The organism is Bradyrhizobium ontarionense (assembly GCF_021088345.1).
In the GTDB taxonomy this organism is placed as follows: Bacteria; Pseudomonadota; Alphaproteobacteria; order Rhizobiales; family Xanthobacteraceae; genus Bradyrhizobium; species Bradyrhizobium ontarionense.
Genome location: NZ_CP088156.1, coordinates 4,427,410 through 4,451,807 on the forward strand (window position 1 = coordinate 4,427,410; position 24,398 = coordinate 4,451,807).

The 24,398-nt window shown below is 65.5% G+C and carries 21 protein-coding genes; 14 read left to right on the forward strand and 7 right to left on the reverse strand.

Features of this window, described 5'->3' with window-relative positions; genetic code table 11:
• Positions 1-9: 9 nt before the first annotated feature.
• Complete coding sequence (locus LQG66_RS19675) at positions 10-510, reverse strand: pilus assembly protein N-terminal domain-containing protein (protein WP_231317340.1); 501 nt, start codon at positions 508-510, stop codon at positions 10-12.
• Between the two features lie 139 nt (positions 511-649).
• Positions 650-1,477 (reverse strand): sterol desaturase family protein, encoded by an 828-nt coding sequence (locus LQG66_RS19680; protein ID WP_231317341.1) that lies wholly within the window; start codon positions 1,475-1,477, stop codon positions 650-652.
• A 348-nt stretch (positions 1,478-1,825) separates the two neighbouring features.
• On the opposite strand from LQG66_RS19680, the gene LQG66_RS19685 reads away from it, so the two are divergent.
• From LQG66_RS19685 to LQG66_RS19730, 10 genes are all read left to right on the forward strand, one after another.
• Positions 1,826-1,990, forward strand: a complete 165-nt coding sequence (locus LQG66_RS19685; RefSeq protein WP_231317342.1) for a Flp family type IVb pilin — start codon at positions 1,826-1,828, stop codon at positions 1,988-1,990.
• Positions 1,991-2,321: 331 nt separating this feature from the next.
• Positions 2,322-2,846 (forward strand): A24 family peptidase, encoded by a 525-nt coding sequence (locus LQG66_RS19690; RefSeq protein ID WP_231317343.1) that lies wholly within the window; start codon positions 2,322-2,324, stop codon positions 2,844-2,846.
• A gap of 126 nt (positions 2,847-2,972) precedes the next feature.
• On the forward strand, positions 2,973-3,773 hold the full coding sequence (cpaB, locus tag LQG66_RS19695) for a Flp pilus assembly protein CpaB (protein WP_231317344.1): 801 nt from the start codon (positions 2,973-2,975) through the stop codon (positions 3,771-3,773).
• 17 nt (positions 3,774-3,790) lie between these two features.
• Positions 3,791-5,269: a type II and III secretion system protein family protein gene (locus LQG66_RS19700; RefSeq protein ID WP_231317345.1), complete on the forward strand. Its 1,479-nt coding sequence runs from the start codon at positions 3,791-3,793 to the stop codon at positions 5,267-5,269.
• Positions 5,270-5,291: 22 nt separating this feature from the next.
• On the forward strand, positions 5,292-6,032 hold the full coding sequence (locus LQG66_RS19705; protein WP_231317346.1) for a CpaD family pilus assembly protein: 741 nt from the start codon (positions 5,292-5,294) through the stop codon (positions 6,030-6,032).
• Positions 6,029-7,297, forward strand: coding sequence for a CpaE/TadZ family protein (locus LQG66_RS19710; protein WP_231317347.1), 1,269 nt, complete (start codon positions 6,029-6,031; stop codon positions 7,295-7,297). Before LQG66_RS19705 ends, LQG66_RS19710 begins: the two co-directional genes overlap by 4 nt.
• A gap of 20 nt (positions 7,298-7,317) precedes the next feature.
• The gene (locus LQG66_RS19715) at positions 7,318-8,781 is read left to right on the forward strand and encodes a TadA family conjugal transfer-associated ATPase (RefSeq protein WP_231317348.1); all 1,464 of its coding nucleotides are present in this window, start codon (positions 7,318-7,320) and stop codon (positions 8,779-8,781) included.
• Positions 8,782-8,792: 11 nt separating this feature from the next.
• The gene (locus tag LQG66_RS19720) at positions 8,793-9,767 is read left to right on the forward strand and encodes a type II secretion system F family protein (RefSeq protein ID WP_231317349.1); all 975 of its coding nucleotides are present in this window, start codon (positions 8,793-8,795) and stop codon (positions 9,765-9,767) included.
• Between the two features lie 9 nt (positions 9,768-9,776).
• Positions 9,777-10,751: a type II secretion system F family protein gene (locus tag LQG66_RS19725; RefSeq protein WP_231317350.1), complete on the forward strand. Its 975-nt coding sequence runs from the start codon at positions 9,777-9,779 to the stop codon at positions 10,749-10,751.
• An 84-nt stretch (positions 10,752-10,835) separates the two neighbouring features.
• Positions 10,836-12,077 carry a Zn-dependent hydrolase gene (locus LQG66_RS19730; RefSeq protein WP_231317351.1) on the forward strand — a complete coding sequence of 414 codons (1,242 nt, stop codon included), beginning with the start codon at positions 10,836-10,838 and terminating at the stop codon, positions 12,075-12,077.
• 1 nt (position 12,078) lies between these two features.
• Here the strand turns inward: LQG66_RS19730 and LQG66_RS19735 are convergent, their stop codons facing one another.
• A complete protein-coding gene (locus LQG66_RS19735; RefSeq protein ID WP_231317352.1) occupies positions 12,079-12,912 on the reverse strand; it encodes a tetratricopeptide repeat protein in 834 nt (277 codons plus the stop codon).
• A gap of 198 nt (positions 12,913-13,110) precedes the next feature.
• Here LQG66_RS19735 and LQG66_RS19740 point away from each other — a divergent pair, with 198 nt between their 5' ends.
• The gene (locus LQG66_RS19740; RefSeq protein WP_231327862.1) at positions 13,111-14,493 is read left to right on the forward strand and encodes a leucyl aminopeptidase family protein; all 1,383 of its coding nucleotides are present in this window, start codon (positions 13,111-13,113) and stop codon (positions 14,491-14,493) included.
• Positions 14,486-15,331: a C40 family peptidase gene (locus LQG66_RS19745; protein ID WP_231317353.1), complete on the forward strand. Its 846-nt coding sequence runs from the start codon at positions 14,486-14,488 to the stop codon at positions 15,329-15,331. Before LQG66_RS19740 ends, LQG66_RS19745 begins: the two co-directional genes overlap by 8 nt.
• 980 nt (positions 15,332-16,311) lie before the next feature.
• On the opposite strand, the gene LQG66_RS19750 is transcribed toward LQG66_RS19745, so the two are convergent.
• On the reverse strand, positions 16,312-17,658 hold the full coding sequence (locus tag LQG66_RS19750) for an O-antigen ligase family protein (protein ID WP_231317354.1): 1,347 nt from the start codon (positions 17,656-17,658) through the stop codon (positions 16,312-16,314).
• Between the two features lie 171 nt (positions 17,659-17,829).
• Here LQG66_RS19750 and LQG66_RS19755 point away from each other — a divergent pair, with 171 nt between their 5' ends.
• Complete coding sequence (locus LQG66_RS19755; RefSeq protein ID WP_231317355.1) at positions 17,830-18,678, forward strand: DUF6502 family protein; 849 nt, start codon at positions 17,830-17,832, stop codon at positions 18,676-18,678.
• Complete coding sequence (locus LQG66_RS19760) at positions 18,675-19,922, forward strand: DUF5666 domain-containing protein (RefSeq protein ID WP_231317356.1); 1,248 nt, start codon at positions 18,675-18,677, stop codon at positions 19,920-19,922. The genes LQG66_RS19755 and LQG66_RS19760 overlap by 4 nt, the downstream gene beginning before the upstream one ends.
• A 542-nt stretch (positions 19,923-20,464) precedes the next feature.
• Here LQG66_RS19760 and LQG66_RS19765 read toward each other — a convergent pair.
• The 3 genes from LQG66_RS19765 to LQG66_RS19775 are packed head-to-tail and all read right to left on the reverse strand — an operon-like array spanning position 20,465 to position 24,398.
• A complete protein-coding gene (locus LQG66_RS19765; RefSeq protein ID WP_231317357.1) occupies positions 20,465-22,102 on the reverse strand; it encodes an ABC transporter ATP-binding protein in 1,638 nt (545 codons plus the stop codon).
• A 5-nt stretch (positions 22,103-22,107) separates the two neighbouring features.
• On the reverse strand, positions 22,108-23,286 hold the full coding sequence (locus tag LQG66_RS19770; protein WP_231317358.1) for an ABC transporter permease: 1,179 nt from the start codon (positions 23,284-23,286) through the stop codon (positions 22,108-22,110).
• Entirely contained in the window at positions 23,286-24,398 is a 1,113-nt protein-coding gene (locus LQG66_RS19775) for a microcin C ABC transporter permease YejB (protein WP_231317359.1), read from the reverse strand. The genes LQG66_RS19770 and LQG66_RS19775 overlap by 1 nt, the downstream gene beginning before the upstream one ends.

Below are 24,398 nucleotides of genomic sequence, written 5' to 3' on the forward strand. Positions count from 1 at the left end.
CACCCGATCTCAGTTGGCCTTCGAACCGGACGCGGCGCTGCCGCTGGCCTGGTTCGACATCGTTCCGGCCTGGTCGAGCACCGATTTGAAGTAGCTGTCGCCGTCACCCAGCGTGACGCGGCGCTGGCAGACCGGCATGCAGCTGTAGGTCTCGCGGTCGACGCCGCGATACACCGTGACCAGCCGGTCGGTCGGTCCGGCGACCTGAATCTGACGGTCGATCAGCACCTGGCCGCCGCGATCCATCGCGATGAAGTTCGTGGCGCCGTAGCTCTTGCCGGTGACGACAATGATGCCCCCGCTCTGCAGCGTCACGTCGGCGATCATCGGATTGCCGACGACCAGGGTCGCGACCCGGTCCGGCAGCTTGACCAGCTTGGCCTGGTCGACATTGACGGCGATCGCAGGATCAGGATCGGCCGACGCGACGGCCGGCCAAAGCAAGGTCACGGCCACGACGGCGCGCAATGCGAACGAAAGACAGGGACGGGACGACACACTGAACGACATTCAAGAACCCCGGGACCTCTACAAGCCGTCTCAAGCGATACGCAGCGGTGACGGCGCCCGACGCGACAAATCTGCGCCCAATTGGTGAACGATCTGCAAACGTTGCAGACTTCCCCCCAGCGGCTGCAAAGAAAGACCGTCAGCGGCGAAACGGAAACGCGAGTTGGCCGGCGAATTCGCCCGGCATCGCCGCTTCATCCTTGCCGTAGGTCGCGGGCAGCTGCCCCTCCGGCATCCGGAACGTCCCGAACAGGATATCCCAGACCGGGAACGTGCCGGCAAAATTGGTATTGCCGCCCTCATCCATCGGCGTGTGATGCCAGCGATGGAAGACGGGCGTGGCCAGGACGTATTTGAGCGGTCCGAGAGTCCAGCTGAGATTGGCATGCACGAAGGCCGAGTGGAACGTCGTGAACGGCCCAACCCAGATCATCACATTGGGCGAGATCCCCGCCATCAGGAGGATCACGTCGACCGCAATGGTGCCGAGGATCAGGTTGATCGGATGAAAGCGCGCGGCCGAGATCCAATCGAGCTCTTCGGAGGAGTGGTGAACGGCGTGGTACTTCCAGAACTCGCCGCCGTGGAACAGGCGATGGGTCCAATACAGCAGGAAGTCGGAGAGCACCAGGAACAGCAGGCCCTGCAGCCATTCCGGCAGCTGAGCCAACGGCCCGTGGCCGTTGTCGTAGAAGGCAATCAGCTCGTCCGCGTCATGGATCTTGAAGACAACGCCGGCTCCGAGCACCAGCAACCCGATGCGGAGCACGCGCGCGAACACCGGCACGAAGAACCAGTAGACCATGTCGGTGACGAGCTCGCGCTTCTGCCACCAGGGCTTGCCAGGATTGCACGCCCAGAAATGGCTGAGCACCGAGAACACGATCGCCAGCATCAGGGTGATCGGCAGCACCTTCTCGATGGTTTGGCCGAGCATCAGCGCGACTTCCCACGGCAGACCGGACATAACGTGCCTCATTTCATGAACTTTGCCGAGGCGTACTCCTCCGCGCTTAAGGAGCCGTGAACCGCTTCAGTCGACGACACGTAAGACTCACGCATCGCGAGGAACGAAGGCACCGGCTCGCCAGTTCGCATCCGGATACGACGGCTGCTGTCTTCTGTTTCAATTCTTTCTCGCGCGCTTCATCGGAAATTTACTCTGAGCAAGAACAGCCACTTGTCGCCATGTTTCGTCGACCGAATTAACTACGCCGAAATTCCTGCCCCCTAGGGTCGCCGTATGGTCACGGTGCTGAGAACGCCGCAACGACCAGATTTTGTTCGACCAGCCACGTGTACATGGAGTTACCCTATGAAGAATCTTCTTGCTCGCTTCGTGAAGGATGAATCCGGCGCGACCGCCATCGAATACGGCCTGATCGCTGCTGGCATCTCGCTCGCGATCATTGCCGCGGTGAACGGTCTCGGCTCCAGCCTGAGCTCCAAGTTCGGCGCGATCAACACCTCGCTGAAGTAAGCGGCCGTCACGCCGAGCAAAGAAGGCCCCGGATATCCGGGGCCTTTATCATTTCGACATTCAGTCCGGCAGCGTTCAGTGATGCGTAACCACGTTGCACCCTTAGTCGCCTCCAGCCGCCCGCTCACGCAGGCCGATGCCACGGTGCATTGGGTGTGCCTCGCTCTCGGCCTGTCCATCCTCGCTCTCGCGCTCCGGATCGTCAGCATCTGGTGAGGCCGCGGCAAGGCGCAAGGGTTCAGCACCTCCGCCTGTTTCCCGATCGTTTATTTCTTGCCGCTAGATTCGGGCGCCGGCGCATCCCGCGCCGCTCTCATGCCGTCCAGAGCCCATGACCCTCGATCTCGCGCGTCTGCTGCTGTTTCCGGCCCTGATGGCATTCGCCGCGGCGAGCGACCTCTTCACGATGACCATCTCGAACCGGGTGTCGCTGGCCCTCGTTGCCGGCTTCCTGGTCATGGCGCCGCTGAGCGGCATGAGCATGCCGGACGTGCTCTCCCATATTGGTGCGGGCGCTGTCCTGCTGGTGATCGCCTTCGCGTGCTTTGCATTCGGATGGATCGGCGGCGGCGACGCCAAGGTCGCATCCGCCGCAGCCTTGTGGTTCGGCTTCGCGCACCTGATGAACTATCTGCTGTACGCGTCGATCTTTGGCGGCATCCTCACCCTCGCGCTCATGCAGTTCCGGCAATGGCCGCTGCCCTACATGCTGGCGGGACAGCCCTGGCTCGTGCGCCTGCATGCCAAGGACGGCGGTATTCCCTATGGAATCGCGCTCGCATTGGGTGCGTTGATGATCTATCCCGAGACCGATTGGGTGAAGGCGATCGACGCTGCACGCTTCGCGATGCAATGACCACACCGTGTCAACGCGGTGTTAAGGCGATTTAGATACGCCTCATTAACCATGCTTTGACGAATAACTGCTCAACTCCCATCACGGCGGCGGAAGCGTCGCGGCGTTATGTGGAAAGTGAAGCGTATGAATACCGCACGCATTGTGGTTCTGACCATCGCTGTGGGCGCTGGCGGCGTGGCCGCATATCTCGCGAGCGGGTCCGACGACCGGCCGGCACAGGTTGCCGCACCGGTGCCGCAGATGCAGGCCGTCGACGTTCTCGTCGCGAAGTCCGACATCGGCCTCGGCCAATCGCTCAAGCCCGACGATCTGCAATGGCAGAGCTGGCCGGCGGCCACGGCCAGTTCCAGCTTCATCCGGCGCAACGAGCGGCCTGAAGGCCAGACGCAGATAACCGGCACGATCGCGCGGGCGCCGTTCATTGCCGGCGAGCCCATTCGCGAACAGAAGCTCGTCAAGGCCGACGGCTCGGGCTTCATGGCCGCGATCCTGCCCGCCGGCATGCGCGCCGTTTCGACCGAGATTTCGCCGGAGACCGGCGCCGGCGGGTTCATCCTGCCGAATGACCGCGTCGACGTGATCCTGTCCAAGCGCGAGCGCAATCCGGATCAGCCCAACGCTGGCGACGTCATCAGCTCAGACATCATTCTGGCGAACATTCGCGTGCTGGCGATCGACCAGGCGCCGAAGGAAAAGGATGGCCAGACCACCGTTGTCGGCAAGACGGTCACGCTGGAGCTGAAACCTGAACAGGCCGAGACGCTCGCGCGCGCGCGCCAGACCGGAACGCTGTCTCTCGCGCTCCGCAGCATCGCCGACGTGAACATGGCCGAGAGCCGCTCCGATGACCGAAGCCGCAGGCGCAGCGACAGCGTCGCCGTCATCCGCTTCGGCATTTCCAGCACGATGACGACGCAGAAGTGACCGAGAGGACTATCACGATGACATGCAGCGAAAATCAGCGGAAGATGCGGACCCTGCTGGTCCGCGCTCTGTCGTTTTCGGCCGCCGCTGCGCTGACCCTCAATCCGGCCCTGGCGCCGGTCATTGCGGCGGATTACCGGCCGGCGGCCGCTGCCGCGACGGCCGACGGCCAGATCAATGCCCGCTTCCTCGCGCTCGGGATCGGCAAGTCGGTCGTGATCGATCTGCCGCGCGACATCAAGGACGTTCTCGTCGCCGATCCGAAGATCGCCAATGCGGTCGTTCGCTCGTCGCAGCGCGCCTACATTATCGGTGCTGCCGTCGGCCAGACCAACATCGTGTTCTTCGACGCGCAGGGCCAGCAGATCATGGCCTATGACATCGCGGTCAAGCGCGACCTCAACGGCGCGCGCGCCGCGTTGAAGCAGTTGTTGCCGAACGCCGAGATCCAGATTGAAGGCATCGGCGATGGCGTCGTGCTGACCGGCTCGGCGTCGAGCCAGATCGAGGCCCAGCAGGCCGGCGAACTCGCCGCACGCCTCGCCGGCGGCGCCGATAAGGTCGTCAACTCGATCACGGTACGCGGCCGCGACCAGGTGATGCTGAAAGTGACGGTCGCCGAGGTGCAGCGCTCGATCGTCAAGCAGCTCGGTATCGATCTGTCCGGCCAGCTCAATTACGGCACGGCCGTCGTCAAATTCGCGAACTCCAATCCGTTCACCGCCTACGGCAGCAACCTCGTCTCCAACAATGCGATCAGCGCGGCGTTCGGATCGACGCCGTCGGTACAGGCCACACTGCGGGCGATGGAGAACGCCGGTGTGATCCGCACCCTCGCCGAGCCCAACCTGACGGCGATTTCAGGCGAGTCGGCGACGTTCATCGCCGGCGGCGAATTCCCCGTTCCCGCCGGCTATTCGTGCGATCCCACGACCCATGTCTGTACGACGCAGATCAGCTTCAAGAAATTCGGCATCTCGCTCAACTTCACGCCGATCGTGCTCAGCGAAGGTCGCATTTCGCTGCGCGTGATGACCGAGGTCTCGGAGCTCTCCAACGAGAATGCGATCACCCTGTCGCAGGCAGTGAGTTCGTCCACCGTCAACTCGCTGACGGTCCCTTCGATCAAGACCCGCCGTGCCGAGACCACGCTGGAAATCCCCTCCGGCGGTGCGATGGCGATGGCCGGCCTGATCCAGCAGCAGACCAAGCTGGCGATCAGCGGCATGCCCGGCCTGATGCAACTGCCGGTCCTGGGCGCGCTGTTCCGCAGCCGCGACTACGTCAACAATCAGACCGAGCTGATGGTGCTGGTGACCCCCTTCGTCGTACGCGCTGTTGCACAGAAGGATCTCTCCCGCCCCGACGACGGCTTTGCCGCGGCGTCCGACCCGCAGGCGGATCTGCTGGGCAGCATCAACCGCATCTACGGCGTGCCCGGCCGGGTCGAGCCCGGGCGCAGCTATCGCGGCACTTATGGCTTCATCACGGACTGAGCCGGGACAAGGACTTGCACCCATGACCACGAAATTCCGCCCCGCTCTGCACCGTCGCCTGCCGCTTGCCGCTGCTCTGGCAGGGGCCGCAGCCCTGCTCGGCGCCTGCAATCACGGGAGAGACGCGGCCACGACGGCCAGCATCCCCGACGATTATCGGCTGCGTCACCCCATCGCGGTCCAGGAGGCCCCCGATTCTCTCATCGTGTTCGTCGGACAGGGCCGCGGCGGCCTGACCGCCGAGCAGCGCGCAGACGTGATGGGTCTGGCACAGAGCTGGCTGCGCCAGGGTACCGGCGCCATCAGTGCGGACGTGCCGACCGGAACGCCCAACGCGCGCGCGGCGGGCGATTCCATACGGGAGATCCAGTCCCTGCTCGCGGCGGCCGGTGTCCCGCCGCACGGCCTCACCATCCGGAACTATCAGCCGAAGGACCCGCGCCAGATGGCCGCGATCCGGCTGAGCTATCCGAAGCTCTCGGCGACGGCGGGTCCCTGCGGCATCTGGCCGGACGATCTGGGGCCCTCGATCAAGAACAAGAACTGGTTCGACAACAAGCCTGATTGGAATTACGGCTGCGCTTATCAGCGCAACATGGCGGCGATGGTCGACAATCCTGCCGATCTCGTGCAGCCGCGTTCCGAGACCCCGTCCTATACCACCCGGCGCACGGCATTCTTCGACAAATACCGCAAGGGAACGTCAACCGCGATCACCTATCCCGAAGCCGACAAGGCCAAACTCAGCGATACAGGCAAATGATCAGCTACGCCCGACAGACCCAAGAGGAGCAGCCTGACGTCGTGCCGCCGCCGGCCGACGATCATATCGCGCCGGCCCCGCGCGTGTCGGTGCAGGCGTTCTGCGAGACGGTAGAGACCGCGGCCACGGTCCAGGCCGCCGGCGAGGACCGGCGTCTGGGCAAGGCGCATCTGAAGGTCCAGATGGGCGGCATGGCGGCGGCCATCGAGGCCTATCGTTCGGCGCCGACGCCCAACGTGATCATCCTGGAGACAGACGCCCGCACTGACATCCTGGCGGGCCTCGATCAGCTCGCGACGGTCTGCGATCCGGGCACGCGTGTCGTCGTGATCGGCCGCGTCAACGACGTCACGCTCTATCGCGAGCTCGTGCGCCGCGGTGTCAGCGATTATGTGCTGTCCCCGGTCACACCGATCGACGTCGTCCGTTCGATCTGCAACCTGTTCTCGGCGCCGGAAGCCAAGGCCGTCGGCCGCATCATCGCCGTCGTCGGCGCCAAGGGCGGCGTCGGGGCGTCGACCCTCACCCACAACATCGCCTGGGCGATCGCGCGCGATCTCTCGATGGACTCGGTTGTGGCGGATCTCGATCTCGCCTTCGGCACGGCCGGTCTCGACTACAATCAGGATCCCGCGCAGGGCATTGCGGACGCCGTGTTCTCGCCTGATCGGATCGACATTGCCTTCGTGGACAGGCTGTTGTCGAAATGCACCGACCATTTGAGTCTCCTGGCAGCGCCGGCGACACTCGACCGGGTCTACGATTTCGGCGCGGAAGCCTTCGACGCCATCTTCGACACGCTGCGGGCGTCGATGCCCTGCATCGTGCTCGACGTTCCCCATCAATGGACGGGCTGGACCAAACGCGCGCTGATCGGTGCAGACGACATCCTGATCGTTGCCGCACCGGATCTCGCTTCGCTGCGCAATACCAAGAACATGTTCGATCTTCTGAAGGCCGCACGGCCGAACGATCGCATGCCGCTGTACTGCCTGAACCAGGTCGGCGTGCCCAAACGGCCGGAGATCAACGCAAGCGAATTCGCCAAGGCGATCGAAAGCCCGCCGATCGTGACGATCCCGTTCGAGCCGCAGATCTTCGGCGCGGCTGCGAACAATGGCCAGATGATCGCGGAAATGTCTCCCAGTCATCGGACGACCGAGATGTTTCTGCAGATCGCGCAGCGGCTCACCGGCCGCAGCGAGACCAAGAAGCCGAAAGGCTCCTTCCTGTCGCCCCTGCTGGACAAACTGAGGGCGAAGTAAAGCCCGTGGAGTTCTAAGTCGTGTTTGGTAAGCGTAGCGGATCGGATAACGATACCAGGGCCCTCAGGCCGGCAGCACCTGCGCCCGAACCGGCGCCGGCGGCGCCGCGCTCGGCCGCCCCGGCCGTCTCGTCGCCTCCTCTGGCTCCGGCCCGGCAGGCCCCTCCACCTCCGCCGCCGGTCGTCGAGACGCGGCGCTCGGACAACTACTATCAGGTCAAGGCGACGATCTTCGGCGCCCTGATCGAGGCGATCGACCTGGCGCAGCTCGCCAAGCTCGACGGCGAGTCCGCGCGCGAGGAAATCCGCGACATCGTCAACGAGATCATCGCGATCAAGAACATCGTGATGTCGATCGCCGAGCAGGAGGAACTGCTCGACGACATCTGCAACGACGTGCTCGGCTATGGTCCGCTCGAGCCGCTGCTGTCGCGCGACGACATCGCCGACATCATGGTCAACGGCGCCGGCACGGTCTACATCGAAGTCGCCGGCAAGATCCAGCGTACCGGCATCCGCTTCCGCGACAACCAGCAGCTCCTGAACATCTGCCAGCGCATCGTCAGCCAGGTCGGCCGCCGCGTCGATGAATCCTCGCCGATCTGCGACGCGCGCCTCGCCGACGGTTCGCGCGTCAACGCCATCGTTCCGCCGCTGGCGATCGACGGCCCCGCGCTCACCATTCGTAAGTTCAAGAAGGACAAGCTCACGCTTGACCAGCTGGTCAAGTTCGGCGCGATCTCAGCGGAGGGCGCGGAGATCCTGCAGATCATCGGGCGCGTGCGTTGTAACGTGCTGATCTCCGGCGGTACCGGCTCGGGCAAGACCACGCTGTTGAACTGTCTGACCAACTACATCGATCACGACGAACGCATCATCACCTGCGAGGACGCCGCCGAGCTTCAGCTGCAGCAGCCGCACGTGGTGCGCCTGGAAACCCGCCCGCCCAACATCGAAGGCGAAGGCCAGGTCACGATGCGCGAGCTGGTCAGGAACTGTCTGCGTATGCGTCCCGAGCGCATCATCGTCGGCGAGGTCCGCGGACCCGAGGCGTTCGACCTGCTGCAGGCCATGAACACCGGCCACGACGGCTCGATGGGCACCTTGCACGCCAACAACCCGCGTGAGGGGCTGTCGCGCTGTGAATCGATGATCACGATGGGCGGGTTCTCGCTGCCGTCGCGGACCATCCGCGAGATGATCTGCGCGTCGATCGACGTCATCGTGCAGGCGGCCCGTCTGCGCGACGGCTCTCGCCGAATCACACACATCACCGAGGTGATGGGCATGGAAGGCGACACGATCATCACCCAGGACGTCTTCCTCTACGACATGATCGGCGAGGATGCGAACGGCAAGATCATCGGCCGCCACCGCTCGACCGGCATCGGCCGGCCGCGCTTCTGGGAGCGGGCGCGCTATTACGGCGAAGAGAAGCGACTTGCGGCTGCGCTCGACGCGGCCGAAGTCGCGGCCAAGGACTGAGGAGCAGACCCATGAAGCTTCAGGCTCTTGCCCTCGCCTTCCTCGCCGCGACCGCCATCGGCGGCATCGCATGGGTGTTCCTCTATCCCATGCTGTCGGGAGAGCGGAAGGCCGAGCAGCGGCGCAGCACCGTCGCCAAATCGGAGCCGGTGGTCCGCCAAGCGGAACGCAGCCAGCGCTCGCGTCGTGAGCAGGTCGAATCCTCGCTGAAGGATATCGAGGCCAAGGCGCAGAAGCAGAGCAAGGTGCCGCTCAATCTGCGGATCTCGCAGGCCGGGCTCGACTGGACCGTGCAGAAATTCTGGATCATTTCCGGAGCTCTCGGCTTCGCCGCCTGCGCGATCGCCTTCTTTGCCGGCGGCGGCCCGCTGGGCGCGCTCGGGCTCGGCTTCGCCGCAGGCTTCGGCCTGCCGCGCTGGGTTCTGAACTTTCTCAAGAAGCGACGCGAGAAGAAATTCCTGGCAGCGCTGCCCGACGCGGTCGACGTGATCGTGCGCGGCATCAAGGCCGGCCTGCCATTGTTCGAGTCGATCAAGGTGGTCGCGGCCGATGCACCCGAGCCGCTGCGGAGCGAATTCCTGGCGATCATCGAGACCCAGGCGATCGGCATGCCGCTCGGCGAGGCCTGCGCGCGACTATATGAGCGGATGCCGCTGCCCGAAGCCAATTTCTTCGGCATCGTCGTCGCGATCCAGCAGAAGTCGGGCGGCAACCTCTCCGAGGCGCTCGGCAACCTCTCCAAGGTGCTGCGCGACCGCAAGAAGATGGCTGAGAAGATCCAGGCGATGTCGATGGAAGCCAAGGCCTCCGCAGGCATCATCGGATCGCTGCCTCCGATCGTGATGCTGCTGGTCTACCTGAGCACGCCCGAGTACATCTCGCTGCTCTGGACCCATCCGACCGGCCAGCTGATGCTGGTCGGCTGCGTGATCTGGATGTCGATGGGCATCATGGTCATGAAGAAGATGATCAACTTCGATTTCTGAGGCGGGACCATGCTCGAATTTCTGGTCACCAAGCTGCACGATCCGCATTTCATGACGATGGTGTTCGCCTCGATCGCGGCGACCGCCACCGTGTATACGCTGATCACGCCGCTGTTCGCAGGCGAGAACCTGAACAAGCGCATGAAGGCGGTCGCGAGCGAGCGCGAACGAATCAAGCAGCGTGAGCGCGAGCGGATGAACACCAGCGAAAAGGTCTCGCTGCGGCAGACGCCGAAGCAGCTGGTGGCCAAGGTGGTGGATGATTTCAATCTCACCAAATGGCTCGCCCAGGAGGCCGCGCGCAACAAGCTCATCATGGCCGGCTATCGCGGCCAGGCGCCGTACATCACGTTCCTGTTCGCGCGCATGGTGACGCCGCTGGTGCTGTTCGTCGGCTCCGTGCTCTACGTCTTCGTGATCGCCCATCTCGAGAAATCGATGCCGGTGAAGATCGGCATCTGCGTCGGCATGGCCTATCTCGGCCTGCAGGCGCCGATGCTGTTCCTCAGCAATGCGATCTCCAAGCGCCAGCTCTCGATCAAGCGCGCCTTTCCCGATGCGCTGGACCTCCTGCTGATCTGCATCGAGTCCGGCATGTCGATCGAAGCGGCGTTCCGCAGGGTGGCGGTCGAAATCACCAGCCAGTCGATCGCGCTGTCCGAGGAGTTCACGCTGACCACGGCGGAGCTCTCCTACCTGCAGGACCGCAAGGTGGCCTATGAGAACCTGGCCAAGCGGACCGGCCTCGAGGGCGTGAAGTCGGTCTGCCTCGCGCTCATGCAGTCCGAGCGATACGGCACGCCGCTCGGTCAATCGCTGCGCGTGATGGCCCAGGAAAACCGCGACATGCGCATGAACGAGGCCGAGAAGAAGGCCGCGGCGCTGCCGCCGAAGCTGACGGTGCCGATGATCCTGTTCTTCCTGCCGGTGCTGTTCGTGGTCATTCTGGGACCGACCGGGATCAAGGTCGCCGCCATGCAGTAGCCGCAGATCGCCGGCGAGAAATTTCGCTTGCGGTTGCTGCGCCATGCTGAATGCTGGGCGGAGCATGATCGAGGTCTCCGCCTGATGTCAGATGATATCCGCCGCGCCGATGGCGCCCGCGTCCTCGCCGACCTGAACGCGCTGCGCGCGTTCGGCATCTACAAGACCGGCGTCCACCGGCCGACGTTTTCCGAGGCCCACCGGCAGTCTTTGACCTGGCTTGCCGAGCGCCTGCCCGACGCGCAGCTCACGCCTGATATCGACGGCATCGGCAATGTGCTGGGCAAGAGCGACAAGCCCGGGCGCAAGCTGCTGGCCGGATCGCATCTGGAGAGCCAGAATCATGCCGGTTGGCTCGATGGCCCGCTCGGCGTCGTCTACGCGCTGGAAGCGGCGCGCGTACTCAATCCCGATTCATCGATCGATGGCGCCGTGGAGGTGGCCTCCTGGTGCGACGAGGAGGGCCATTTCGGCAGCTTCCTCGGCAGCCGCTCCTATGTCGGCGACGTCAGCGAGGCCGACATCGACGCTGCCCGCGACCGCAGCAGCCCGCGCACGATGCGCGAGGCGCTGGCCGAGGCCGGTCTTGCCGGGCGGCCGCGGCTGCAGGCGGAGCACGGCCGGCACATCGGCTATCTCGAGGCCCATATCGAGCAGGGCGACACGCTGGAGACGGGCGAGCTCAAGATCGGCGTCGTCACCTCGATCGTCGGCATCTGGCAGTACCGCATCATTTTCACCGGCGAGCAGAACCATGCCGGCACGACGCGGATGGCGGTGCGCAGGGATGCCGGGCTCGCGCTCGCAAAGCTCTGCGTCGCGATCGACGAGCGTTTCCCCGCGGCCTGTGGTCCACGCACCGTGTGGACCACGGGGCGCATCACGCTCGATCCGGGGGCACCGAGCATCATCCCCGGGCAGGCCGAGATGCTGTTCCAGATCCGCGACGACAATCCCGCCGTGATCGATCGCCTCGAGCAGCTGCTGCGCAGCATGGCCGCGCAGGCCTCTGCGGCAGGGCCCTGCCAAATCGTGGTCGAGCGCATCCGCACCGGTGCACCGGCGATGATGAACGGCACGTTCCAGGATGCGATCGAGGCCGCGAGCCTGAGGCTCGCCGCGGGCAAGTCGCTGCGGATGCCGAGCGGCGCCGCCCACGACGCGCAGGTGTTGGCCACCATCATGCCGGCCGGCATGCTGTTCGTGCCGTCGATCGGCGGCATCAGCCATCACTGGACCGAGAACACCTCCGACGCCGACATCGTCACGGGTGCCGACGTGTTCGTCGACACCTGCCGCCGTCTGCTCACGTCGTCGACGCGATGAGCTACTCGGGCTGATTGAGCGCCGCCATCGGCGCGCTCCTGGCCTGCGGCTTGCCCTTGCTCTGGCTCTGGCTCTGGCTCTGGCTCTGGCTCTGGCCCTGAAGCATCTGCTTCAGATAGGCGACGTTGGCGGCGGCCTCGTCGGGCGGAAGGTCGGCGCGCGCAATCTGCTCGGCCTCCGCAAAGCGGCCCTGCAGGCCGACGACGAGCGCAAGGTTCTGGCGCACCCGCGCATCCGCGCGCTGCGAGGCGTGAGCTTGACGCAGCACCTCCTCGGCCTTCGGCAGCTCCTTGGAGAGCATGTAGGACAGGCCGAGATTGGACAGGATCGAAGGCTCGCCCGGCATGATCTTCAGCGCACTGTCATAGTAGCGCCTCGCCTCGTCGTGACGACCCATCTGGTCGAGCACCGTGCCCTGCACCGACAGCAGCTTCCAGTCGGGATTATCGGGCGAGTGCGCGCGCGACAGCACGTCGAAGGCCAGCTTGAAATTGCCGTTGTCGGCCAGCGCCCGTCCATAGGCGGCAAGCACGGTCTTGTTGCCGGCATTGGCCAGCGTGGCCTGTTCGAGCACGGCGACAGCCTGCTCGCGCTGGCCGTTGTCGCGTAGCGCCTGGCCGTAAGAAACGGCGTTGGCTGCGTCCTTCGGGTTGGCGCGGTAGCGCTCGCCATAGACCTCGGCCGCGCGCTGCGGCGTCGCCGGCGGCGGCTCGGCCCGGCTGCCCAGCGCCCCCGTGACGTCGGACACGGTCTGGCACCCGCCGAGGCCGGCAGCAATGAGAGCGGCGAGCGCGGCTGAGGCGAGGAGCCGGGTGATGGGAGGCTGCTGACGCATGTCACGGGGACTCGAGAGACGAGCGAATTGAACGCGCCAGCAATAAACTGTTAACGCTAACAGCCGGTTAATGGCGTGATGGGGGCGCGGATGGCAGCTCTGCGTCGGCTTGCCGGCAATGCGGCCGGCGCGATTGCAGCAGCTGCCAAACTCTGCGAAGTCTGGCTGCAGAGCGCGCCACTTAAGGAATCATTAGGCATGCCGTCGATCTTCGAGACTGCCTCCACATCGTCCGCCATCCCGATCACCTTCGCGACGAAAGCGAGCTGGCCGGGGCTTCGCGACGGCCTGCCCGCGGAGGCGCGCACCTTCGCCGAGGCCAACGCCTACACGGCCAAGCCCGGTAGCTGCCTGATCCTTCCCGGTGCGGACGGCCGCATCGCACAGGTGCTGTTCGGGATCGAAGGCGATGATGCCAAGCACCGCGATCCGTTCCGACCGGGCACCCTCCCCGGCCTGCTGCCGGCCGGAACCTATCGCTTCGCCAATGCTCCCCATGATGCGCGGCTGGCGGCGCTCGCCTTCGCGCTCGGCAGTTACCGCTTCGGCCGCTACCGCAAGACCGAGACGCCGGAGGTCCGGCTCGTTCCGCCCGATGGCGTCGATGCCGCAGAGCTCGACCGCCTGGCCGAGGCGGCGACGCTGGCGCGCGATCTCGTCAATACGCCGTCCAACGACATGGGACCTGCGGAGTTGGAAGCTGCCGCGAAGCAGGTCGCCGATCGTTTCGGTGCTGATTTCACCAGCATCGTGGGCGACGATCTGCTGCAGCAGAATTATCCGCTCATTCACGCCGTCGGCCGCGCCTCGACCCGCGCGCCGCGCCTGATCGAGCTGGTGTGGGGCGACGCTTCCCACCCCAAGGTGACGCTGGTCGGCAAGGGCGTCTGCTTCGACACCGGCGGGCTCGATCTGAAGCCGTCGAGCAGCATGCTGCTGATGAAGAAGGACATGGGCGGCGCCGCCAATGTGCTCGCGCTGGCACAGATGGTGATGGATGCCAAGCTCAAGCTGCGGCTGCGGGTGCTGATTCCGGCGGTCGAGAATGCGGTTGCCGGCAACGCCTTCCGTCCGCTCGACGTGTTTCCGTCGCGCAAGGGTCTCACGGTCGAGATCGGCAACACCGATGCCGAAGGACGATTGGTCCTCGCCGATGCGCTGGCGCTCGCTGACGAGGACAAGCCCGATCTGCTGATCGACATGGGCACGCTGACCGGCGCGGCGCGCGTTGCACTCGGTCCCGACCTGCCGCCGTTCTACACCCAGGACGAAGCGCTGGCCGCCGACGTCGCGCGCTGCGCCGCCGCCGAGAACGATCCGCTGTGGCGGATGCCGCTATGGGCGCCCTATGACAGCTGGCTCGATTCGAAGGTCGCCACCATCAACAACGCACCATCAGGCGGCTTCGCCGGCTCGATCACCTGCGCGCTGTTCCTGCAGCGCTTCGTCGAGCACGCCGCGAGCTGGCTGCATCTCGACATCTTCGCCTGGACGCCGTCGTCCAAGCCCGGCCGTCCCGAGGGCGGCGAGTGCCAGGCCGCGCGCGCGCTCTACAAGCTGCTGAGCGAGCGCTATGGCTGATCCGCGCATCACGCCTGCGCGGGGCGACATCGCGGCGAAGCATCTCGAAGGCCAAGTGATGGCAGAGCGCTTCGTTGCGGGCGAGACGCTGGTCGTCGTTGATTCCATCGCACCGCTGCGCCAGCAGCCCTTCTCCGGCGCCGAGCTGGCGACGCAGGCGCTGAAGGGCGAGCGCGTCACGATCTATGACCGCAATGGCGAGGGCTGGGCCTGGGGCCAACTCGAAGCAGACAGCTATGTCGGCTGGCTGCCGGAGGCCGCTCTGGCAGCGCCTGCCGCGGCGCCGACGCATAAGATCAGCGCGTTGCGCACCTTCGCGTTCCCCGGGCCGTCGATCAAGCTGCCGCCGACCGAAACGCTGGTCATGGGGTCGACCATCGCGGTGACCCGCGAGGAGGCGAGCTTCGTCGTCACGCATGAAGGCCAGTTCGTCCCGAAGCAGCATGTCGCTCCGCTCGCTCAAGTCGATCCCGATTATGTCGCCGTCGCCGAGCGCTTCGTCGGCACGCCCTATCTGTGGGGCGGCAAGAGCAGCCTCGGCATCGATTGCTCCGGTCTGGTGCAGGTCTCGCTGAATGCCGCCGGCATCTCCTGCCCGCGCGACAGCGACATGCAATTAGCTGCGCTGGGACGGGTTCTCGACGACAGCGAGCGGCAACAGCTCCGCCGCGGTGACCTCATCTTCTGGACGGGCCATGTCGCGATCGTGCGCGACGCGGATACTATCGTGCACGCCAATGCGTTTCACATGGCCACCGCAATCGAGAACACGCGCGACGCAATCGCGCGCATCAAGGCCGGCGGCAGCGACGTGCTCGCGATCAAGCGGCTCGATTGATGTCGTAGGGTGGGCAAAGGCGCGATCACGACGCGTCCGCGTCGCGCAGCGCGCCTTGCCCACCGAGGCTGGCTGGTAGTTGGCTGCTCGCACACAACATCCGCCGCGGCGTATGGATCCCGGGTCGGCGCCCCAACGCCGCTCGCGCGGCGCTGGGGCTTGCTCGGGACGACAGCGGAGTTGTCGGGGACTAGAAAGCATCAGAGCCAGCTTCTCGCTCGCGGGGCTATAAGCATCCTGCGCATGACGACAGAGAGAAATACACCATCTCTCCTCCGTCATTGCGAGCGCAGCGAAGCAATCCAGACTGTCACCGCAGAGAGATCCTGGATTGCTTCGCTACGCTCGCAATGACGGAGTGCCACGATCAGGCGGGGGCACTATCGCGACGAGCGCTCTCATAACGCTGATGGCACGGTTTCACGTCTCAAACAGCGTAGGTCAGGCGCCCGCATCCTCGCAGCACGAACGGCCCGAGCTTTGCGACATCATCGCCCTCGAAGATGGAGAGAGGGCGCAGGGAAGGCCGGGTGCCGACCGCACCCGTGGTTGCGTGCAAAAAGCACGCGGTAGTCACCACAGGTACGAGCCGAACAACCGGCCTCCCCTGCGCGATGGCGTTACGTCTTATACGTGATCTCCCCAGGGACCGGCTTTCTTGCCCCTGTCGGCCACGGAGCTCATCGCCTCCAGCGACCTTGACGCCAGCATCGGGGCGCCAGGACCACACGACTTCGCCGTCCGCGAAAGCAGGCGCACGTCCAGCACCACCCTCACGGCCATCGCATCCCGCACCCGACGTCCGTGACGACGCGTACGCCCCTCTCGTGAGGCGGGACGGCGCAATGAATGGCGCTGATTTGCCCGACGGCGCAAGCTGATTCTTTTTTGCAGAATGTCTTGACTGTTTTTCCGAACACCGGCCCGTCGGGCAACTCACCCGACCTATGGCGGTCCGGTGCGCGTGCTGATGCCTACTATCACGCGGCCGTGGCCTCGCCGTCGTGGCTACCAACGGTCATGCGACCGAGGCCGGATCGCAGGCTCTCCAGCGGATCGGCAGCGCTGCCGCGGCCAAGCGCGACGCCGCCGGCCACGCCGACGCCGATCACATAGATCCATCCCTCGTTGAGGTCGAACAGATTGGCGCTCAACAGCGAGCCGACGACGGTCTGGACAACGATCACCAAACCAACCCAGGCAATCCAATCCCCACCGCGGACCAGCCTGATGTGGCTGATCCACATCGCGTAGAGAAGGATGAGACCGGCCAGTCCCCATTGCAAGACGACGGACAGACTCTGGTTCTGCGGATCACGCGCAGTGCCTCGCATCTCCCGAGGACCGGGTGCATCGATCGCGGAAAGCGGGCGGATCGCCCCGGTGCCATGGCCGAACAGCGGGGCTTCGGCGATCGACGCGATCGACCGCCGCCAATCGGCCTGGCGGTCGACTGGTCCGCCACCGTTCAGCGCCGACATGTGGCGGTGCACGACGATCTCCACGATCGGCCCGCTCAACAACGGTGTCGCCGCCCAGGCAACCCCGCCGGTGACGGCCGCCGATGCCAGCAGCACGACTGCGATCCGCCGGCTGAAATGGCGTATGAGGAGCACGAGCAGGAGGATCGTCGTGGCGACACATGTCGTTCGCGCCGGATCGGCGACCAGATCATGGGCGAAGAACACCAGGCTCGAGCCGGCCAGACCGATCGCCATCCGGATCTGCCCTCGCTCGTAGACAGCGAGAGCCGCTGCCGCCAGGGCAAGCGCACACAGCGTGAATTGCTGACGCTGCCCGAATTCCCGGTCGATCCGCAGGCCGGCCGGCATCAGCGACGGATCAGCCAACGCGATCCATGACAGCATCATCAAAGCCATCGACGAGACGAGAAAGCCGACGAATACCCAGACGGCGCGCTCCGAGCGCCTGAAATGATAGAGAAGGAGCGGAAGCAGCAGCAGTTTCGACACGGGATTGATGGCCTGCAATTCCGCCTCCCAGGGCCCTTCGGACCAGAGCACGCCGACATCCGCCAGCGCGAACAGCGCCAGCGGCAGCGCGCAGGCCGGAAGCGTCAGGCTTCTGATGAGCTCGTCCCAATCGATCGTCGGAATGACCGCGATCGACCAGCACACCATGAGCACCGCTGTTGCCGTCATCGACCACGGCAAGGTCACCGCGGCGAGCGTCACGAGCAGGTCGACGACAACGGCATAGGCTGGAGCCTCCGCCCATGACGGCGGCGCCCAGCCGGTGTTTCCCAGGTCCGCCGGCGAGTTCGAAGCGCCGCCCTCGACGTTCATGAGATACGCCTCCTGGAGCATATCGAACTCCCCGTTCAGACAAGACTGCCGGATACCGCCGCAACGCGCCCTGGCATTGCGGCTGCTGCACCCGCCATGGGTTGAACGCCCCTCTCATTACGTGGGAATTTTTCACACGTCAAACGAATGTGTGGGATTGTGTCCCACAATTGCGCGAGCTAAAATTTGGTCATGGATCCGACATCCCGGGCGCCGGCGCCGCTCGCCGCGACGCAACTGCAGGCGCCTTTGGCGCGACTGCTGCGTCCGCTCGTGCGTCTGTGCATCCGCAGCGGGATGACGTTTCCGGCGCTGGCCCAGCTGTTGCGCGAGCTGTTCGTGAACGTTGCCGAGCACGACTTCGCGCTGGAGGGCAAGCCACAGACGGACAGCCGCGTCAGTCTGCTCACCGGCATTCATCGCAAGGAGGTGGCGCGGCTGCGCGGGGCCGGAGCGCCGGTCAACGAGGTGCCGGCCACGCTGTCACGCACCAGCGCCATCATCGCACATTGGCTGGCCGCGCCCGAATTCATTGATGCCAAGGGCGATCCGCTGCCGCTGCCACGCACGGCCGACGGCGATGCGCCATCGTTCGAGGCGCTGGTCGGTGCGATCACAAAGGACGTGCGGCCGCGCGCAGTGCTCGATGAATGGCTCGACCGCAGGCTCGTGACCATCGATGCCGACGACAACATCGTGCTCGCCGAGACCGGATTCGTGCCGCGCGGCGACGACGACCGCAAATGGTATTACCTCGGCCGCAATCTGCACGATCACATCGCCGCTGCCGCGGCCAACGTGTCCGAAGCCGCGCCGCGCTTCATGGAGCGCGCGGTGCACTATGACGGGCTGTCGCCGAAGCTGGCGAGGCGCCTCGAAGCACGCTCGCGCGAACTTGCGATGGAGGCACTGAAGACCGCCAACCGCGAAGCCAACCGGGCGCTGGCCAAGGACAAGGGCGGCGACGCCCGCTGGAATTTCGGCGTCTACATCTATCTGGACGAGCCCCCGGACGCGCCCGACGAAGGCGGCAAATCATGACCAGGCCGCCGTTGCTATCGCGCAGGGCACTGCTCGCCGGCCTGTGGCTCGCAGGATCGTCCGCCCTTGCGTGGGGACAGGGGCGCAAGGGCAACGATCAGGGCCTCGGCGGCACCGGGCTCACGGGCGGCCAGGATCAGGGCATGGGCGGCACCGGGATCGTCGGCGTGATCCAGCGCTTCGGCAGCATCGTCGTCAACGGCGAGCGCGTCAGCTACGCGCCGACCGTGCCGGTGCGGATCGATGGCGAGGCGGCGTCGCCAAAGGCGCTGAAGGTCGGCCAGCTTGCGCGCGTGCTGGCGCGGCGGGACGCCAGCGGCGTGCTCAGCACTGCCAGCATCCAGATCGTCAGCGAGGTCACGGGACCGATCGAGGCCGTCAGGCCGGGCGAACTCACCGTGCTCGGACAGACGGTGGTCTCGCCGGGCCAGGAAAGCTGGCGGCGGGTCGGCGCCGAGATCGCGGTCTTCGGTCTGCGGCGCAGCGACGGCGTGATCGTCGCGAGCCTGGTCGACCCGCGCAGCAACGCGGCGAACCGCGTCACCGGGGTCATCACGCGCGATCGCAACGGCCTCTCCATCGGCGGCCTGCGGCTCGCCGGCGTCGACCTGGCGCTGGTCGGCCGGCGCGTGCAGGTCGAAGGCCGCGTGGCGCAAGGCGTGATGCAGGTCGCGCGCGCACGGCCCGACGATCTCGCCGATTTCGCGCGCGCCAGCCGCCTGCTGGTCGAAGGCTATGTCCGGCGCGTCGGCACCGAGCTGCAGTTCGGCTCCGGCTATGTCGCGCGCGACAATTCGCGCTTCCAGCCGTCGGTCGAAACACGCGTCGTGGTCGACGCCGTGCCCGATGGCGTCGGTGGACTGCGCGCCGAGTCGGTGCAATCGGTCGGTCGCTTCCCCGGCGAATCGGTTCGCGGCCCGCAAGCGCCGCCGCGTGGCCAGGGGCCCATGCAGGGGCCAATCGGTCCGAACGGCCCGGGTGGCCTGAACAATCCGGGTGGTCCGAACGGTCCGGGCGCACCAAACAATCCAGGCGCTCCAGGCCGCCAGGGCGCGCCCGGCTTCGGCCGGGACAATGGCATGAACTCACCCGGCGGCTTCAATCCCGGCGGAGCGCCGGGCGCGCCAGGGTTCGGTGGACCGCCGGGTGGCCCGCCCGGCGGAGGCGGCGGCGGCTTCGGCGGCCAAGGCGGCTTCGGTGGGGGCGGCGGAGGCGGAGGTGGCGGAGGCGGAGGCCGGCGCTGACGGCTTGAGACAGAGCTGCAATGCAGCCGGAGTTAGTTCGTCTCTCGCCGGCGCTCGCTTGAGCCACGGTCTTGCGGCGCGCTCGGTACTAACCTCTCCCCACATGCGGCAGGGCGATCGCATATGGCGATTTCTGTATTGCGCCCGTCTCTTTCCACATCGTCATGGCCGGGCTTGTCCCGGCCATCCACGTCTGTTTGGCCTGGAAAGAAAGGCGTGGATGCCCGGGTCAAGCCCGGGCATGACGGAGTAACTCATTGGCGGACTCACTCGGCGCGCGCCCTTATCTCTCATATGCGATCGCCCTGCCGCGCGCGGGGAGAGGTCGGATTGCAATCCGGGTGAAGGGGGTACAGGCCTCACCATGCACACCACCCGTGCGTCTGCCCCTCACCCCCGACCCTCTCAGCGCGAGCGAAGCTCGTCGCGGCCCCGTGAAGAACGGGGAGAGGGGGCGCACCGCGATCGCGGTCGCAGCTTCGGATTCAACTCAGAAGCGGCCCGTATTTAGTTCTCGCCCGGTGGAACAAACAACTAGCAGCTCATGGCGCCGCGGTCCCGTTCCCCGCCGTCTCGATGCGGAAAGCGGCCGCGAACAGCGCGCGCGTGTAGTCGGTCTTGGGCGCCTTGAAGAGCTCCACCGCGGGCCCCTCCTCCACGACCTTGCCGTCGCGCATCACGATCAGGTGGCTGGCGAGCGCCGCGACCACCCGGAGGTCGTGAGAAATGAACATGTAGGTGAGATCGAGCTTGCGCTGCAGCTGGCGCAACAGATCGACCATCTGCGCCTGGAACAGCATGTCGAGCGCCGAGGTCGGCTCGTCGAGCACGACAAAGCTGGGTTCGAGCACGACGGCGCGCGCCACCGAGATACGCTGGCGCTGGCCGCCGGAGAACTCGTGCGGATAGCGGAAGCGTGTCTCCGGATCGAGGCCGACCTCCTTGAGCGCCTTCACGACTTTGGCCTCGCGCTCCTCGTCAGTCAGTTTCGGCTGGTGCACGCTGAGGCCCTCGGCGATGATGTCGCCGACCGACATGCGCGGGCTCAGGGCGCCGAACGGATCCTGAAACACGATCTGCATGTCACGGCGGAACGGGCGCACCTCCTTGAAGGACAGGCCCTGGATCTCCTTGCCGAGAAACACGATCGGGCCGTCCGAGGAAATCAGCCGCAGCAGCGCGAGGCCAAGCGTGGTCTTGCCCGATCCGGACTCACCGACGACGCCGAGCGTCTCGCCCTTGCGCACCGCGACGCTGACGCCGTCCACGGCCTTGATGTGGCCGACGGTCGACCGAAAGAAGCCGCGCTTGATCGGAAACCAGACCTTGAGATCCTTCGCCTGCATTACCACCGGCTGATCGGGCCGCGGCGGCGCCGGATCCGGCTTCGGCTCGGCCGCGAGGAGCGCCCTGGTGTAGGGATGAGCGGGCGCCGTGAACACCTGCTCGACCGGCCCCTGCTCGACGATCTTGCCGCCGTTCATGACGCAGACCCGCTCGGCGATGCGGCGGACGATGCCGAGATCGTGGGTGATGAACAACAGGCTCATGCCGAGGCGCGCGCGGATATCGGCGAGCAGCGCCAGGATCTGCGCCTGCACGGTGACGTCGAGCGCGGTGGTCGGCTCGTCGGCGATCAAGAGATCCGGCTCGTTGGCGAGCGCCATCGCGATCATCACGCGCTGGCGCTGGCCGCCGGAGAGCTGATGCGGATAGCTGGCGAGCCGCGTCTCAGGCTCGGGAATGCCGACCTGGGTCAGCAGCTCGAGCGTGCGCACCCGCGCGGCGCTGCCGGAGATCGGCTGATGCAAATGCAGGATCTCGCTGATCTGCCGCTCGATCGTGTGCAGCGGGTTGAGCGAGGTCATCGGCTCCTGGAAGATGATCGAGATGTCGCTCCCGCGGATCTGGCGCATCTCGCCCTCCGACAGCGGCAGCAGATCGCGCCCCTTGAAGCGGATGCTCCCCGAGGGGTGCGAGGCGACCGGATAAGGCAGCAGCTTCAGCACCGACAGCGCGCTGACCGATTTGCCCGAGCCGGACTCGCCGACCAGGGCGACGCATTCGCCGCGCTTGATCTCGAACGAGACACGGTCGACGGCGGTCAATGTACGGCCCTGCTGGTGGAAGGCCACCGAGAGATCCCTGACCGAGAGCAGCGGTTGGCTGATCGCATCCATGTCGGTCACCTGAACGTCTTGCGGGGGTCGAACGCGTCACGCATCGCTTCGCCGATGAAGATCAGGAGCGACAGCATGATCGCGACCGAGAAGAAGCCGGTGAGGCCGAGCCACGGCGCCTGCACATTGGCCTTGGCCTGCGACAGCATCTCGCCCAGCGACGGCGATCCCGGCGGCAGGCCCAAGCCGAGGAAATCGAGCGCGGTCAACGTCATGACCGAGCTCGACACGATGAAGGGCAGGAAGGTCATGGTCGCGACCATCGCGTTCGGCAAGAGGTGGCGGACCATGATCACGGCATTGGAGACGCCGAGCGCGCGCGCCGCCTGGATATACTCGAAATTGCGCCCGCGCAGGAATTCGGCGCGCACGAGCCCGACCAGCGACACCCAGGAGAACAACAGCATGATCCCGAGCAGGGTGAAGAAGCTGGGCACCAGCACGGCCGACAGGATCAGCAGCAGATAGAGATAGGGGATCGCGTTCCAGATCTCGATGAAGCGCTGGAACAGGAGATCGATCCAGCCGCCGAAATAGCCCTGCACGCCGCCCGCTGCGATGCCGATGATCGAGGAGAAGAAGGTCAGCAACAGGCCGAACAGCACCGAGATGCGGAAGCCGTAGATCAGTCGCGCCACCACGTCGCGCCCCTGGTCGTCGGTGCCGAGCCAGTTGTATTCCAGATCGCGGCAGCTCTTCAGGCCCTTCTTCTCGACCACCGGCTTGCACTGCTCTTCCGTCAGCATCCAGGTCGGCTTCGACGGCGCCGGCGTCGGCAGATCGAGATTATGCGTGGCATAGGAGTAGCGCACCAGCGGCCAGATCACCGTGCCGCCCTTGTCCGCGATCAGCTTCTGCAAATACGGATCACGATAGTCCGCGGCGGTCTCGAAGTCGCCGCCGAATGCCGTCTCCGGATAGGTGACGAAGGCCGGGAAGTACAGGTGGCCGTCGAACTTGATCAGGAACGGCCGGTCGTTGGCGATCAGCTCCGCGAACAGCGAGACGAAGAACAGGAACAGGAAGATCCACAGCGACCAGTAGCCACGACGGTTGGCCTTGAAATTCTGCCAGCGCCGCTGGTTGAGCGGCGAGGGCCGGAAGCGATGCCGCGTCGGCGGCACGGCCGCGACCGGCGGTGCCTGCGGGGTGGTCTCCACCGGAGGGGGCGCAGTGATCGTCATCAGACCTCCCGCGCCTCGAAGTCGATCCGTGGATCGATCCACATGTAGGTCAGATCCGAGATCAGGTTGATCGCGAGTCCCAGCAGCGAGAAGATGAAGAGGTTGCCGAACACGACGGGGTAATCACGATTGAGAATGCTTTCGAACGACAGCAGGCCGAGGCCGTCGAGCGAGAAGATGGTCTCGATCAGGAGCGAGCCGGAAAAAAAGGCGTGGATGAAGGTGCCCGGAAAGCCCGCGATCACGATCAGCATCGCGTTGCGGAAGACGTGGCCATACAGCACCTGGTTCTCGCTGCAGCCCTTGGCGCGCGCGGTCATCACATACTGCTTGCGGATCTCGTCGAGGAACGAGTTCTTGGTCAGCAAGGTCATGGTCGCGAAGGCGCCGAGCGCCATCGACACCAGCGGCAAGGTGAGGTGCCAGAAATAGTCGATGATCTTCCAGTACCACGGAAATTCCGACCAGCCTTCGGAGGTCAGGCCGCGCAGCGGGAAGATGTTGAGGAACGAGCCGCCGGCGAACAGGATGATCAGCAGGATCGCGAACAGGAACCCCGGAATGGCGTAGCCGATGATGATCACGGCCGAGGTCCAGGTATCGAAGCGCGAGCCGTCTGCGACAGCCTTGCGAATCCCCAGAGGAATCGAGATCAGATAGGTCAGCAGCGTCATCCAGATGCCGAGCGACATCGACACCGGCAGCTTCTCCTTGATCAGCTGCAGCACGCTGGTGTCGCGGAAATAGCTCTTGCCGAAATCGAAGCGGCTGAAGTTCCAGACCATCAGCGCGAAGCGCTCGGGCGCCGGCTTGTCGAAACCGAACTGCTTCTCGAGCTGCTTGATGAAGGCGGGATCCAACCCCTGCGCGCCGCGATATTTGGAGTTCAACTCGCCGCCGGACCCGACCTGCCCGGGCGGCCGCGCGCCGAAATCGGAGCCGCTGCCGCCGGAGATGCGCGACGTGCCGCCGGTGTCGGCGCCGGTCAGTTGCGCGATCACGCGCTCGACCGGCCCGCCCGGCGCGAACTGCACCACGACGAAGGAGATGAAGAGGATCCCGAGCAGGGTCGGGAGCATCAGAAACATGCGGCGGAGGATATAGGCAGCCAT

Coding starts and splice junctions, on each gene's coding strand:
- LQG66_RS19675 (WP_231317340.1), bottom strand. CDS start 510: ATGTCGTTCAGTGTGTCGTCCCGTCCCTGTCTTTCGTTCGCATTGCGC.
- LQG66_RS19680 (WP_231317341.1), bottom strand. CDS start 1,477: ATGTCCGGTCTGCCGTGGGAAGTCGCGCTGATGCTCGGCCAAACCATC.
- LQG66_RS19685 (WP_231317342.1), top strand. CDS start 1,826: ATGAAGAATCTTCTTGCTCGCTTCGTGAAGGATGAATCCGGCGCGACC.
- LQG66_RS19690 (WP_231317343.1), top strand. CDS start 2,322: ATGACCCTCGATCTCGCGCGTCTGCTGCTGTTTCCGGCCCTGATGGCA.
- cpaB (WP_231317344.1), top strand. CDS start 2,973: ATGAATACCGCACGCATTGTGGTTCTGACCATCGCTGTGGGCGCTGGC.
- LQG66_RS19700 (WP_231317345.1), top strand. CDS start 3,791: ATGACATGCAGCGAAAATCAGCGGAAGATGCGGACCCTGCTGGTCCGC.
- LQG66_RS19705 (WP_231317346.1), top strand. CDS start 5,292: ATGACCACGAAATTCCGCCCCGCTCTGCACCGTCGCCTGCCGCTTGCC.
- LQG66_RS19710 (WP_231317347.1), top strand. CDS start 6,029: ATGATCAGCTACGCCCGACAGACCCAAGAGGAGCAGCCTGACGTCGTG.
- LQG66_RS19720 (WP_231317349.1), top strand. CDS start 8,793: ATGAAGCTTCAGGCTCTTGCCCTCGCCTTCCTCGCCGCGACCGCCATC.
- LQG66_RS19725 (WP_231317350.1), top strand. CDS start 9,777: ATGCTCGAATTTCTGGTCACCAAGCTGCACGATCCGCATTTCATGACG.
- LQG66_RS19730 (WP_231317351.1), top strand. CDS start 10,836: ATGTCAGATGATATCCGCCGCGCCGATGGCGCCCGCGTCCTCGCCGAC.
- LQG66_RS19735 (WP_231317352.1), bottom strand. CDS start 12,912: ATGCGTCAGCAGCCTCCCATCACCCGGCTCCTCGCCTCAGCCGCGCTC.
- LQG66_RS19740 (WP_231327862.1), top strand. CDS start 13,111: ATGCCGTCGATCTTCGAGACTGCCTCCACATCGTCCGCCATCCCGATC.
- LQG66_RS19745 (WP_231317353.1), top strand. CDS start 14,486: ATGGCTGATCCGCGCATCACGCCTGCGCGGGGCGACATCGCGGCGAAG.
- LQG66_RS19750 (WP_231317354.1), bottom strand. CDS start 17,658: ATGCTCCAGGAGGCGTATCTCATGAACGTCGAGGGCGGCGCTTCGAAC.
- LQG66_RS19755 (WP_231317355.1), top strand. CDS start 17,830: ATGGATCCGACATCCCGGGCGCCGGCGCCGCTCGCCGCGACGCAACTG.
- LQG66_RS19760 (WP_231317356.1), top strand. CDS start 18,675: ATGACCAGGCCGCCGTTGCTATCGCGCAGGGCACTGCTCGCCGGCCTG.
- LQG66_RS19765 (WP_231317357.1), bottom strand. CDS start 22,102: ATGGATGCGATCAGCCAACCGCTGCTCTCGGTCAGGGATCTCTCGGTG.
- LQG66_RS19770 (WP_231317358.1), bottom strand. CDS start 23,286: ATGACGATCACTGCGCCCCCTCCGGTGGAGACCACCCCGCAGGCACCG.
- LQG66_RS19775 (WP_231317359.1), bottom strand. CDS start 24,398: ATGGCTGCCTATATCCTCCGCCGCATGTTTCTGATGCTCCCGACCCTG.